At 36.1% G+C, this 13,328-nt stretch carries 14 protein-coding genes; 5 read left to right on the top strand and 9 right to left on the bottom strand.

The features are described from left to right. The 5 genes from VLZ86_RS11395 to VLZ86_RS11375 all read left to right on the top strand — a co-directional run. The coding region (locus VLZ86_RS11395; RefSeq protein WP_325451404.1) for a YggS family pyridoxal phosphate-dependent enzyme at positions 1-574 on the top strand (574 nt) is incomplete at its 5' end. A gap of 41 nt (positions 575-615) precedes the next feature. Continuing rightward, positions 616-1,983 carry an exonuclease domain-containing protein gene (locus VLZ86_RS11390; protein ID WP_325451406.1) on the top strand — a complete coding sequence of 456 codons (1,368 nt, stop codon included), beginning with the start codon at positions 616-618 and terminating at the stop codon, positions 1,981-1,983. 85 nt (positions 1,984-2,068) lie between these two features. Beyond that, positions 2,069-2,932, top strand: coding sequence for an ion transporter (locus VLZ86_RS11385; protein ID WP_325451402.1), 864 nt, complete (start codon positions 2,069-2,071; stop codon positions 2,930-2,932). A gap of 29 nt (positions 2,933-2,961) precedes the next feature. Then, positions 2,962-3,870, top strand: coding sequence for a tRNA (adenosine(37)-N6)-dimethylallyltransferase MiaA (gene miaA / locus VLZ86_RS11380; RefSeq protein ID WP_325451400.1), 909 nt, complete (start codon positions 2,962-2,964; stop codon positions 3,868-3,870). Positions 3,871-3,982: 112 nt separating this feature from the next. Further along, positions 3,983-4,174: a cold-shock protein gene (locus VLZ86_RS11375; protein WP_027126706.1), complete on the top strand. Its 192-nt coding sequence runs from the start codon at positions 3,983-3,985 to the stop codon at positions 4,172-4,174. An 80-nt stretch (positions 4,175-4,254) separates the two neighbouring features. Here the strand turns inward: VLZ86_RS11375 and VLZ86_RS11370 are convergent, their stop codons facing one another. The 9 genes from VLZ86_RS11370 to VLZ86_RS11330 form a co-directional block, all read right to left on the bottom strand. After that, positions 4,255-4,965, bottom strand: coding sequence for a response regulator transcription factor (locus VLZ86_RS11370; RefSeq protein WP_325451397.1), 711 nt, complete (start codon positions 4,963-4,965; stop codon positions 4,255-4,257). Between the two features lie 3 nt (positions 4,966-4,968). After that, entirely contained in the window at positions 4,969-6,543 is a 1,575-nt protein-coding gene (locus VLZ86_RS11365; RefSeq protein ID WP_325451395.1) for a HAMP domain-containing sensor histidine kinase, read from the bottom strand. A 68-nt stretch (positions 6,544-6,611) separates the two neighbouring features. Further along, complete coding sequence (gene coaE / locus VLZ86_RS11360) at positions 6,612-7,205, bottom strand: dephospho-CoA kinase (RefSeq protein ID WP_325451393.1); 594 nt, start codon at positions 7,203-7,205, stop codon at positions 6,612-6,614. A 3-nt stretch (positions 7,206-7,208) separates the two neighbouring features. Continuing rightward, complete coding sequence (locus VLZ86_RS11355; RefSeq protein ID WP_325451391.1) at positions 7,209-8,159, bottom strand: hypothetical protein; 951 nt, start codon at positions 8,157-8,159, stop codon at positions 7,209-7,211. A gap of 7 nt (positions 8,160-8,166) precedes the next feature. Continuing rightward, positions 8,167-9,177: a glycosyltransferase gene (locus tag VLZ86_RS11350; RefSeq protein ID WP_325451389.1), complete on the bottom strand. Its 1,011-nt coding sequence runs from the start codon at positions 9,175-9,177 to the stop codon at positions 8,167-8,169. An 88-nt stretch (positions 9,178-9,265) separates the two neighbouring features. Next, entirely contained in the window at positions 9,266-10,081 is an 816-nt protein-coding gene (locus VLZ86_RS11345; protein WP_325451387.1) for an enoyl-ACP reductase FabI, read from the bottom strand. A gap of 165 nt (positions 10,082-10,246) precedes the next feature. Next, positions 10,247-11,899 carry a DNA repair protein RecN gene (gene recN / locus VLZ86_RS11340; protein ID WP_325451385.1) on the bottom strand — a complete coding sequence of 551 codons (1,653 nt, stop codon included), beginning with the start codon at positions 11,897-11,899 and terminating at the stop codon, positions 10,247-10,249. Between the two features lie 106 nt (positions 11,900-12,005). Beyond that, complete coding sequence (locus tag VLZ86_RS11335) at positions 12,006-12,893, bottom strand: DUF4835 family protein (protein WP_325451383.1); 888 nt, start codon at positions 12,891-12,893, stop codon at positions 12,006-12,008. Then, the coding region (locus VLZ86_RS11330) for a phosphopantothenoylcysteine decarboxylase (protein ID WP_325451381.1) at positions 12,886-13,328 on the bottom strand (443 nt) is incomplete at its 5' end. The genes VLZ86_RS11335 and VLZ86_RS11330, both read right to left, overlap by 8 nt.

Raw genomic sequence — 13,328 nt, 5'->3', positions numbered from 1 at the left:
AATCATGGAAGCCTACAATGCCGGACACCGTATTTTTGGAGAAAATAAAATCCAGGAAATGGTTGAGAAAGAAGCGCAAATGCCTAAAGATATTGAATGGCATATGATTGGTAATGTCCAAAGAAACAAGGTGAAACACATGGCCCATTTTGTTAGTCTTATCCATGGTGTCAATAGTCTTAGATTGTTGCGAGAAATTGACAAGCAGGCGAAAAGGCACGACAGGACCATCCATTGTTTGCTTCAGATAAAGATTGCAGAGGAAGACTCCAAATTTGGAATGAGCTCACAAGAGGCTCAAGAAATTCTGCAATCTTCAGAAATCTCAGAACTTAAGAATGTTTGTATTGTTGGAGTTATGGGAATGGCTACTTTTACCGAAGATCAAAAACAAATTGAACAGGAGTTCAAGAAATTGAAGTCAACTTTTGATGAACTCAAAGCACTTAACATTGAAAACTGCAATCTTCACACGATAAGCATGGGCATGAGTGGCGATTATGAATTGGCAATTGCCTGCGGAAGCACAATGATTAGAGTGGGAAGCCGAATTTTTGGCGAACGAAATTATTAATTTTAGTCACACACGACTTATTCACCTAAATAACACGAATTATTTACGCAATATTAGACATAGAAACCACTGGTGGTAAATTCAATGAGGAAGGCATCACTGAAATAGCCATCTACAAATTTGATGGGCATACTGTAGTTGATCAATTTATAAGTCTTGTCAATCCAGAACGGGAAATTCAACCTTTCGTAGTCAACTTAACCGGAATTAACAGCAAGATGTTACGTTCTGCTCCAAAATTTTATGAGGTCGCAAAACGGATTGTAGAAATTACTGAAGATTGTATAATCGTAGCACACAACGCCGAATTTGACTACCGTATTTTACGCACAGAGTTTAGCAGATTGGGATTTGAATTCAAGCGTAAAACCTTGTGTACTGTTGAGTTGGCTCAAGAAATCATGCCAGAACAAGAGTCTTATAGCTTAGGAAAACTCACAAGAGCTCTTGGTATTCCCGTAGCGGATAGACATCGGGCCTCAGGAGACGCTCTTGCCACAGTAAAACTATTTAAAATGTTACTGGCTAAAGATCTCCATAAGCATATTATTCAGGATGCGGTTAAGGCAGAACCGAAATACCAAATGGCGACCAACCTTAAGTCGATCATTGATGGTTTGCCATCCACAACGGGCGTTTTTTATTTCCATGATACTTACGGTAAAATAATCTATATAGGCAAGAGCAAGAATATCAGAAATAGGGTCAATCAGCATTTTACAAGTACCAATCCTAAATCTAAAAAAATGCAAAACCAAGTAGCGGCGGTGACCTATGAAGCTACGGGCAATGAATTAGTAGCTTTACTAAAGGAAAGTGCGGAAATAAAACTAAATAAGCCCTCTTTTAATAGAGCTATGAGAAGGTCTACTTTTACCCACGCACTTTACAGTTTTATAGATGAAAATGGATATATCAACTTAAAAATCGACCATGTAGATGGTCGTAAAACGGCTGTTACAACCTTCTCAAATTACCAAAGCGCCAAGCAATTCATGTTTAAAGCTATTGAAAACTATAAACTTTGTCCAAAATTGGTAGGTTTGGACACTGCCAAAACCAGCTGTTTCAAGTACCACATTGATGAATGCAAAGGCGCGTGTATAAAAGAAGAAAATCCCACCGACTATAATCTTCGAGTTCAAGAATTAATCGACAAAAACAGTTATAAAAACCAAGACCTCCTTATTATTGACAAAGGAAGAACACTTGAAGAACGCAGTGTATTGCTCTTAGAAGATGGCATATTTAAAGGCTTGGGCTACTATGATCTCAACTTTCAGATTTCCAATAAAAAAGTTTTGGAATCTATTATAACGCCTATGGAAAACAACAAGGACGCCCAACATATCATTCAGAATTATCTTAGAAAAAACAAGCAGATCAAAATTGTACACTTAAATAAATGATCTGAAGGTAACGTGTTGCCACTTCAAGTAAATTCATTAGTTGCATTGAAGAAAAAATAACCAATCTTTTAGTACTTTTGAACTTATGCACGATAAACATCCCAATACTAGTTGGAAAGCCAAACTTCATCGAATTATTTATGAAGCCGATACCCCTCAAGGGAAGTTATTTGATGTCATTCTTCTTATCGCCATTATTACGAGCATCATTTTTGTGATGCTTGAAAGTATCAAAAGTTTTGATGCGCGCTATCACAACATCTTGAATATTGCGGAATGGATCATTACTATTATTTTTACTATTGAATATATTTTGAGGATCATCTCAGTAAAAAAGCCATTTAAATACATCTTTAGTTTTTATGGCATTGTTGATTTTTTATCCACGATCCCAAAATACATTTCCTTGATATTTTTTGGCACACAAGTGTTTATTGCACTTCGTGCCTTAAGACTTTTACGAGTTTTCCGAATTTTAAAATTGGCGAGATACCTTGGTGCTTCCAATATGTTGGCCAATTCATTAAAAGCAAGTAGAGCAAAAATTTTGGTGTTTCTATTTGCAGTTTTTATTGTAAGCATCATTTTTGGTACCTTAATGTACTTGGTTGAAGGAGAAGCAAGTGGTTTTACAAGTATTCCTGTAAGTGTTTATTGGTGTATTGTAACGTTAACTACGGTTGGCTTTGGTGATATTACTCCAGCAACACCCTTAGGTCAATTTATTGCTTCCTTTATTATGATTTTGGGTTATGGCATTATTGCCGTACCTACAGGAATAGTTTCTGCAGAATATGTCTATCAAAATAAAGAAAGACTTTCAGGAACGCCATCGCATCCGGCAATTGATTTAAACACCGAAGCCTGCCCAAACTGTTCTATAGAACGACATAAAGACAACGCCAAATACTGTTATAATTGCGGGCATTCATTAAGTGATTATTCATAGCTATCCCATATTATAAATACATCCTTGCTTTGAATCAAAACTATCTCATAAGTATTGTTGGACCTACGGCGATAGGCAAAACGGCCTTAAGCATCGCCATTGCCCAACATTTTAAGACGGACATCCTATCGGCAGATTCACGACAGTTTTATAAAGAAATGCAGATTGGCACTGCTGCTCCAACAAAAGATGAACTGCGTTTAGCCACACATCATTTTATCCATCACAAATCGGTATTAGAAGATTACAATGTAGGGGCGTTTGAAAAAGACGCACTTGAAGTTCTAGAAACACTTTTCACTACACAAAACGTGATAGTTATGGTTGGTGGTTCAGGGCTTTATATTGATGCCATTACAAGAGGTTTAGATGATTTTCCTAAGATAGACGTTTCCATCAGAAAAACGCTCAATGCGACACTTGCAACGGAAGGATTAGAGCATTTGCAAAAAAAACTCAAAACTTTAGATCCACAAGCATTTGAGTCCATTGCCATAGAAAACCCGCATCGAGTGATCAGAGCTTTGGAAATATGTATTGGTAGTGGCAAGCCCTACTCCTCTTTTTTAAACAAACCCAAGGTTAAAAGAAATTTTAAAACCATAACCATAGGTTTGACAGCGGAAAGAGCTACAATGTATGAGCGCATTAATACACGGGTTGATAACATGATAGACCAAGGACTATTGGATGAAGTAAGATCCCTTCACCATCTACAACACTTAAACGCACTTAACACCGTAGGATATAGCGAATTGTTTAAGTTTTTGAATGGTGAATGGTCGCTTGACTTTGCAGTTTCTGAAATCAAGAAAAACTCAAGGAGATACGCTAAAAGACAGATGACCTGGTTCAGAAAAAAAGAAGATATCATGTGGTTTGATTATCAAACACCTGTACGACAAATCGTGGAATCTATTGAAAACGCCATGCGTTAACAATCTCATAATCAATACTGAAATTTAGAAAAAATAAAAATAAAAAATTAAAAGCGCTATTAATCAATTAATTAATTCTACCTTTGCAGGATAAATAACATTAATAACTATTATGAATAAAGGTACCGTAAAATTCTTCAATGACGCCAAAGGTTTTGGTTTCATCACTGAAGACGACAACAACAAAGAACATTTTGTGCACATTTCTGGATTAATCGACGAAGTTCGTGAAGGTGATGCTGTAGAATTTGATTTAACAGAAGGAAAAAAAGGTTTGAACGCAGTAAACGTAAGAGTTATATAATTATCGTTTCAATTTTTTAAAACAAAAGCCCATCTTAACGACGGGCTTTTTTGTTTTTAATAGCGAATGTAATTCAAGAATTAGTCATTCTGATTGACTACCAATCTAAAGCCTTCACCATGAATGTTCAATATTTCAACGGTCTCATCAGGTCTTAAATATTTTCTCAATTTGGCAATATAGACATCCATACTTCTTGATGTAAAGTAGTTGTCATCTCTCCATATTTTCGTCAATGCCAATTCTCGTGGCATTAAATCATTTTCATGAAGCGCCAATAGGCGTAACAGTTCATTTTCCTTAGGAGACAATTTAACTGAAGGTTCGTCTTTAAACTTCAAGAATCTCAATTTGGAATTCAACTCGAAATTACCAATCTTAAATTCAAATTGCTTGCTGTCTGCCACCGTATCTGTTGCCTTACGTTGTATAATGGCCTTGATCTTCATTAATAGGACTTCACTGTCAAATGGCTTGTTCAAATAGTCATCTGCGCCTACTTTATAACCTTTAAGCACGTCTTCCTTCATTGCTTTTGCTGTGAGGAAGATAATTGGCACATCGGTATTTTTCTCTCTAATTTCTTTGGCTAAGGTAAACCCATCCTTATACGGCATCATCACATCCAAAATACAAAGGTCAAAATCGTCCTTTTTAAATTTCTCAAAGCCTTCCATTCCATTTTTAGCATGAACAACGTCATAATCGTTCATGCTAAGGTAATCCTTCAGGACGGTTCCAAAATTTGGATCGTCTTCTACTAATAAAATCTTTTTGTTCTGTTCTTCCATAATCTATGATATTAATGGTAGTTTAATTATAAAAGTGCTACCTTTTCCTTTTTCACTTTCAACTGATACATGTCCGTGGTGGTCTTCAACCATTTGTTTTACATAGGCTAAGCCTAAACCATGACCTTTTACGTTGTGCACATTTCCTGTGTGCTCTCTATAAAATTTTTCAAATACTTTCTTTTGAACTTGTTTTGTCATTCCATTGCCGTGATCGGCAATTTTCAATATAATACTATTTCCTACATTTTCTGTAGTGACATCGATTCTTGGAGCATCGTCAGAATACTTAATGGCATTGTCAAGAATATTCACCAAAACATTGGTTAAGTGGGTATCATTTGCCAAGACCGAAGATTTTTCAGCATTCAAATGGGTTTTAATATACCCTTGCCTGTCTTCTACTATCAATTCAACATGCATGATGGCATCTTCAATTAAATCGTGCAGCTTCACTCTATCCTTACTAATATTTAGTTCGTTCCTTTCCAGTTTAGATATTCGCAACACGTTTTCAACCTGAGCGTGCATGCGTTTATTTTCATCCTTTATCATTTTCAAGTAACGCGCTGTCTTTTCCTTATCATCGATCATTTTTGGATTTTTCATCGCATCCAATGCCAAATTAATAGTGGCGATAGGTGTTTTAAACTCATGGGTCATATTATTGATGAAATCCGTTTTAATCTGTGATATCTGCCGTTGCCTAATAATCTGATAAACCGCATTTGTATAGGCTAAAATGATGATTAACGTAAAAATTATCGACAGAACCGTCATGGTTAAAATTGATGACCATAAAAACTTTTGACGTTCCGGAAAATTAACATACAAATTGAAATTGCTTTCATTGTTATTGTCCAGAAACATTGGTATACCATAGGTATTTGACGGATCTAATTCAAAATTATCAGATTGCACTTTTGTAGCCAAATCCTTATCATAAATGGCAAATTCAAAATCTATCTCAATACCATTTTCGTTAAATTGATTCGTCAAAAAAGTATGGATGTCAGCGGCGGAAACTCTTTTATAAATTGGGTAATTTTTAAATAAATCCCTATAGGTCGTTTCAAAGATTTTCTTTCCAATATCGTCCAGTTCATTATACTGCATGACTGTTCTTTCTGGTGTGATATGGACTTTATTATCTAAAGTGCTCTCCTTAAAGACTCTTATCTCCTTTTGGTTGGTAACGCGACTAATGTTCAAACTATCTAAACCTCCAATGTCAAAGAACAACGACGGCACTTTAAAGCTCTCTTCCAAGATTCCGTTTTGATATATGGTAGTTTCATTGGAGATATCATCATAGCTATACAAGAGAATTCCTTTGATATTAGTCGTATCAGGATTTTTGCCACTACTTAACATTTCCTGAAACTTATTACTATACAGCTTAAACTCCCTGTCTTCTATAAGATTACGAACATTACTTAACGAACGTTTGACGTTCAGTGTAAATTGCTTCTTTTCGTTAGTTAGGCTGTTATCAATAAAATATATTTGTACGAAAATTATCCCTATGAGCGATAAACTCATCAGAACAACCAACAAAATGAATAGCTTTTTGCCCATCAGTCAAATTTAACATTTTAACATTTAGAAGTAACTTGCTTTAACCTTACCTTAACAAAATAAAAAGACTATTTTTTGTCAATAATTTCTAGCAATTGCTGATGAATTTTCAACACTTGGGCCTTGGTTTGCTCCAAATCATGATTAATAATCACAAAATCTGATTGTTTTACTTTTTCATCATCGGATAGTTGGTTATTGACTATAGCCAATACCTTGACTTCAGTAGTATTGTCTCTATTAATGACCCGTGCAATACGTTGATCCAAATTGGCTACCACGGTAATGATAAAATCGTATTGCGATGCCATGTTATTCTCAAAAATAATGGCGGCTTCCTTTAAGACATAAACGCTGGTTTGCTTTTCTTTCCAGCGCAGGAAGTCGGCTCCAACTTTTGGATGTACAATGGCATTCATCTGTTTCAAAAGATCGGCGTTCTCGAAAATCTTAGAAGCCAAGTAAGGACGGTTCAGTTCGTTGTCCTTATAAGCTTTCTCTCCAAATAAATGAATGAGTTTTCTTCTTATTATTTTAGAGGTATTCATTAACACTTTAGCTCTATCATCTGCAATGTACAAAGGCACGCCCAACTCCTGAAACATTTTCGCCACAGTGGTTTTTCCACTTCCAATCCCACCTGTTAAACCAACAATTTTCATGTGTTATTGCATCAAAATAAATTCAACTTTATGCTGCTTTAATCGCGCACTTTTAACAATTTCAGGTACTTTCACTAATTTAGGGATCAAAAATGATTTTTCTGTATTATCAATATCCTTGTAATTACATTCCACTCTAAAATCAGAGGGCCGCACTTGTTTATAATTATTAAGGCTAACGTTATAGGCTACCGGAATCGTTTTTGGAAAGTAATTAATATTAGTGTCGGCCGGCAAATTGATTATAGTTACCGCCACATTAAACGTACCTTCGGTAAACTTTTCGACGTGCCCCGTAATCGTCACACTCTTATGAGACATTTTAATAGGTTTAAAAGCCTCCTCCATCTCAATATCCACTGATTTTTCAATATTCGAATTGATGTTTTTCAATTCCGTTTTTTTTGTTGTGACGTAATCTATTTTAGAAATCAATTTTTCGGAACCAATCAGTCTAATGGAATCTGGAAATACTTTAAGTTTGGAGGACATATCATAACCCGAAGCATATTCTATTGAAACATCTGTTCTAACAGGTACTTTTTTTATGGCCAATGTTTGGTAAGGAAAACGTAAGGTATCTGGTTGGATAGAAATAACATCAACAGAATTTTTAAAAGACGAACTGATTTTAGGAGCATTCTGCTGCGCATTCCAGATATAGGTTTTATTTTTTAGAACCACGTCGGTTTCAAAGTCAATTTCCAATTTCGGTTTGTAAAAATAATATTTGAGCAAGTTAAACCCATAGGCATTGACGCCGACATTTACTTTTTTGGTACTGTCAATATCTACATGGTGCTGTTCTGGCACGTTTTTATAAACGATTTCAAAAGAAATAGTTTCAGTATAGCTCTTTGAGAGTTTGGTCAGCGCCAAAAACATAAATGAAAGCAAAAAGAACATACTGAAAACTTTTAGTTTCCCGCTCTTTAGTGATTTAGATAGTTTCAATTTTAACTTATGGAACATGTTTAAAAAATAAATTCGGGAACCTTTTTTCAGGATCCACTTTTAGAAGCTTAACGGCCAGTGTAGATTTCAAGAACCCATAGCCATAGCCAAAAAACTGAACACCTATGGCGATAACGGCAAGAAAAGCAATTAGTATACTACCGGAGCTGATCAAGGCCGTTAAAAATGCCACTAAGAAATATATTATATAAATGTACAACAACCATTTTAACTGAAACAGAAACAATACAATACTTAACGCAAAACCAATAGAAAACAGTGTGGGCAACCAATAAATAAAACGTTCAGATTTTGGGTGCCAAGTGTTTAGAATTGGTCTCACCATGCCAAATTTATGGACTTGTTGATAAAATTTTGTCCAAGAAATCCGTCGTTTATGGTACACATAGGCGTCTTTAATCAGTTTGCTCTTAAAGCCTAAATTAAGGAGCCGCAATGAAAGATCCGGATCTTCACCCGGATGGATGGTACCAAAGCCACCGGAAACTTCAAAAGCTTTTTTTGACAATCCCATATTAAAACTTCTGGGTTGAAAATCTTCCGAATCCTTCCCTCCTCTTATTCCACCTGTGGTGATAAACGAGGTCATGGCAAAGTTGATTGCCTTTTGAAGTTTTGAAAACGATGCATGCGCTGCATCAGGACCACCAAAACAGTCGGTGTAATGGTCAGTTAAACTTTTGCTGACAACTTGCAAATAATTTTCTGGCAATAACACATCAGAATCCAGAATAATAAAATAGTTTCCCTTGGCACGGGTCATTCCATAATTTCTAGAATCCCCCGGACCGGAATTTTCCTTAAAATAGTAGGAGATATCCAATTGTTTGGCAAATTGCCCAATAACCTTTTCAGATGAAATTGACGAACCGTCTTCAACAATACAGATGGAATACTCGTAATTACCTTCAAGTTTCGTAAAGCTTTCCAAAAGCTCACGAACCTCTTCGGGTCGGTTATAGACAGGAATTATAAATGAAAAATGCAATGGCTCCATAAAGAACAAAGGTAACGAATCAAAATACAAAAGCCACCGATTGGTGGCCTTTGAAACTGTGATTAAAGCTATTTATTTTTTAAAAAATCTATTCTCTTATGAATGCCTCCATAACCTCATTACTCACGCCCATATTACTGAAGCCTCCATCATTATAAAGGTTTTGAAGCGTCACACGCTTAGTGAGGTCACTAAATAAAGTCACCGTATAATTGGCACAATCCAATGCAGTGGCATTACCTAACGGCGACATTTTATCGGCATAGGCAATAAACCCATCAAAACCTTTAACCCCTTGTCCAGCGGTTGTAGGTGTAGGCGATTGTGAAATGGTATTCACCCTTACTTTCTTATCCTTTCCGAAGAAATAACCAAAACTGCGAGCAATACTTTCTAAATAGGCTTTATTATCAGCCATGTCATTATAATCAGGAAATACACGCTGTGCTGCCATATAGGTTAAGGCAACAATACTTCCCCATTCATTCATGGCATCGGCTTTGTAGAGCGTTTGCATCACTTTATGGAAGGACATTGCAGAAACATCTGTTCCTTTCTGCGTCCAATCATAATTTTGGTCCGTATAGTGCTTACCTTTTCTGACGTTGATAGACATTCCGATGGAATGGAGTACAAAATCCAATTTTCCACCTAAGATTTCAACAGATTTAGCAACAAGGTTTTCTAAATCTTCAACAGAAGTTGCATCAGCAGGAATGATTTGAGAACCTGTTTTTTTGGCCAATTCATCAATTTGTCCCATTCGCATTGCTATGGGTGCATTGGTCAATACAAATGTACCACCTTCTTCGTGAACGCGTTCAGCCGTTTTCCAAGCAATCGAATTTGCGTCCAAAGCTCCAAAAATAATTCCTCGTTTTCCTTTTAATAAGTTGTATGCCATGTTTTTATTTGTTTTTTATTTAATGCTACTCCATTTAAAATTCAAAGTTAATAAAACTTTAAACTTATTGCTTTGTTTTAATTTCAAAATCTGCTACCCAAAAGGGTTCCATCGCTAAATTTTCAAAAATCCATCCCTTTACGCTATCACATCAAGAGGAGGATTCTAATTCAGCAACTGTTTCGCATGCTCAATTGCGGAACTGGAGATATTGACGCCTCCCAACATTTGCGCGATTTCCACAATACGCTCCTCCCGATTCAAACGTTTTAATTGGGTTTGGGTGACGTCATCCACATCTTCTTTAAAGACTTTAAAATGGGTGTCACCCTTTGCGGCAATTTGCGGTAAATGCGTAATGGTAAATACCTGCATTGTTTTGCTCATCTGCTGCATTATAGAGGCCATTTTATTGGAAATCTCACCGGAAACACCTGTATCAATCTCATCAAACATGATGGTTGGCAGTTGTGTATAGTTGGTCAATATGGATTTTATGGCCAACATGATCCGAGAGAGTTCTCCTCCTGAAGCTGCTTTTTTAAGCTCATTGAATTGGCCTCCTTTATTGGCGGAAAACAAGAACTTCAAATCATCTTTGCCATTATTTAAAAAGGAATGGGATGGCGTTAATTCTACATTGAATCGCGCATTTGGCATTCCTAAGATCGCTAATAGAGTTTCCAATTGTTTGGTCAATCCTGGAATTGATTTGGTTCTGTTCTTGCTGATCTTTAAAGCTAGAGCATTGAGTTCTTTTTCAATAGTGGATAATTCCGTTTCTTTTTGAGCGATAACACTATCTAAATTTTCTGTAATTGACACTTTCTCACTCAATTCTTCCCGAATCTGTATCAGTTCAGTAATATCAGATGCTGTGTGTTTTTGCATCAAGTTGTGTAAGATTTGCAGTTTTAGGTTAACAGCATTCAATCGGTTAGGATCAGCTTCCAAAGATTCCTGAAGATCTTCTATAACAGCAAACACGTCATCCAGTTCTATTAAGCTGCTCGTAATCCTTTCAAAAACAGATTTATAATTTGCGGAAAAGTCAGCCAATTTAGACAGTTGGTTTTTGGCTTCTGTCAGATGTAGCATCACACCTATTTCTTGACCGCCTAACAATTCATGGGTTGTAGCAAGTCGTTCACTTATTTCTTCAATATTATTAAGCGTTTCATACTCTTCCTCCAATGTTTCCATTTCGCCATCAATCAAGTTGGCTTCTTTTAATTCCTTTAACAGAAATTGGTTGTAATCGAGTTCTTTAGCCGCTTCTATTTTTTGGTTCTGAAGTTTTTTAAATTCTGATTTTAGCGATTTAAACTTGTTTAACTGAAGCGCGTAGTCTTGAAGTAAATTGGCGTTATCCGCCAAGGCATCGATGACCTGAAACTGGAAATCGTCATTGGTCAGTTGTAGGGTTTGGTGCTGCGAATGAATGTCCAAGAGACGCTCTCCCAACGCCTGTAAACTATCCAAATTGACTGGCGTGTCATTTATAAATGCTCTAGATTTTCCAGAGGGTAAAATTTCTCTTCGGATAATGGTTTGAGGCTCATAATCTAAATCTTCTTCTTGAAAAAGTGCTCTTAAATTATAGTTTGCAATGTCAAAAGTGGCTTCAATGATACACTTTTCTGAAGGATTCTTTACACTGCTCAAATCGGCCCTTTTACCAAGGATAAGAGAGAGCCCTCCCAATAAAATAGATTTTCCAGCCCCTGTTTCTCCCGTAATGATAGTCAGACCGTTACTAAAGTTAACTTGTAGACTATCGATTAATGCATAATTCTTTATGGAAAGTGTGGTGAGCATTTTTTGGATATAGTGTTAAGGTTTGGGGTTAAAAATTCAAGGTTCCGGATTTGCTATTGAAGTTCAATTTTAGGTCAAGCTTCGAGCTTCCAACTTCAAGTTTTTATCAAAAAGTAATCTCACGCCATTTGGAGGCATAGGTAGGCGCAACGCGGTTAAGAATATCTTTGATTTCTGTGATGTTCATTTTGGGTCCATCACTAAAGATATCTAAGATTTCATCGGCTTTTGCGTCAAAGAATACGCGCATTAAAAAAGAATTCGGCCGTCTGTTGTTCATGGTTCTTAAATCTTCAAAAACCTTTGCAATGGCTTCCTTACCTTGTTTCTCGTTATTTGCCATGATATCTAAGCCATCACGGTGGTAGTGGTACATTACGGTCCTAAACTCTTTGAATGTTTGAGACAAGATGTTATCGATTAAAACAAAACGTGATTGTTGTCCATCTTCCAACTTCCAACCTTTAAAATTACCTTGTTGAGAATAATTGGTAATGGTCTGTGCTTGTTGGAAATAGGGATCGCCGCCGTCCAACTCAAAAGTATCAGCATCCAATCCTAAAATCATGAAGACATGGTAGGCCAAAACAGATACCAAATTGGATTCAAATTGGTTAGGGTTATAAACTAAATTCTCAAACTCAAGATATCTAAAGGTAAAGTGCTTGTCATTAAAATTATACACTGGTGTGCTGTATGTAGAATTAAACACAGGCCTTGAAGACTGCACCTGAATGGTAGCTTGAAACACATCACTATTATAATTGCTAACATTAATAATCATACTGCAATCAATGCGCTCCTGAGGCTTATAACTTTTATTGGTCCATTGCGTATTATTTACAAATTCATTAAGCTGGCGCTCTAGTGTTTTAAAAACCTGTACATTTTCATGACCAGTTTGTTGCGCATTCACCACCAAATTACAATTGAGCTCTTGAGAAAACACAATCGTAGTAAAGAATATAAGAAATATGAGAATAAATTTACGCATGGATTTGTTTTATAATTTGGTTCATTAAATCGGCCGCTACTTCTTCTTTTGACTTTAAATCATGTTGTATGATGTCATGCCCTTCAGTTATAAAAGTAACTTTATTAGTCGAGCCTCCAAAACCAGCCCCTTTGTCATTTAACGAATTTAATACAATTAAATTTAAATTCTTTGCTTTTAATTTTCCTTTTGCATTTTCCAATTCATTGTTGGTTTCCAATGCAAAACCTACCAAAAACTGATTTTTCTTATTCTTTCCGAGAGAGGCTAAAATATCTTTTGTTTTCTCAAGTTCGATCGTAAATGTGGGGTCTTTCTTTTTTATTTTAGTATCTGAAACATGTTTTGGTTTATAATCGGCAACTGCAGCTGAAAGAATGGCAATATTTACGGTACCAAAATAATTGTGGACGGCATCATACATTTGGGATGCGC

It is taken from the genome of Gelidibacter sp., from assembly GCF_035515035.1.
GTDB lineage: Bacteria > Bacteroidota > Bacteroidia > Flavobacteriales > Flavobacteriaceae > Gelidibacter.
This window is presented reverse-complemented; position numbering and strand designations above follow the sequence as displayed.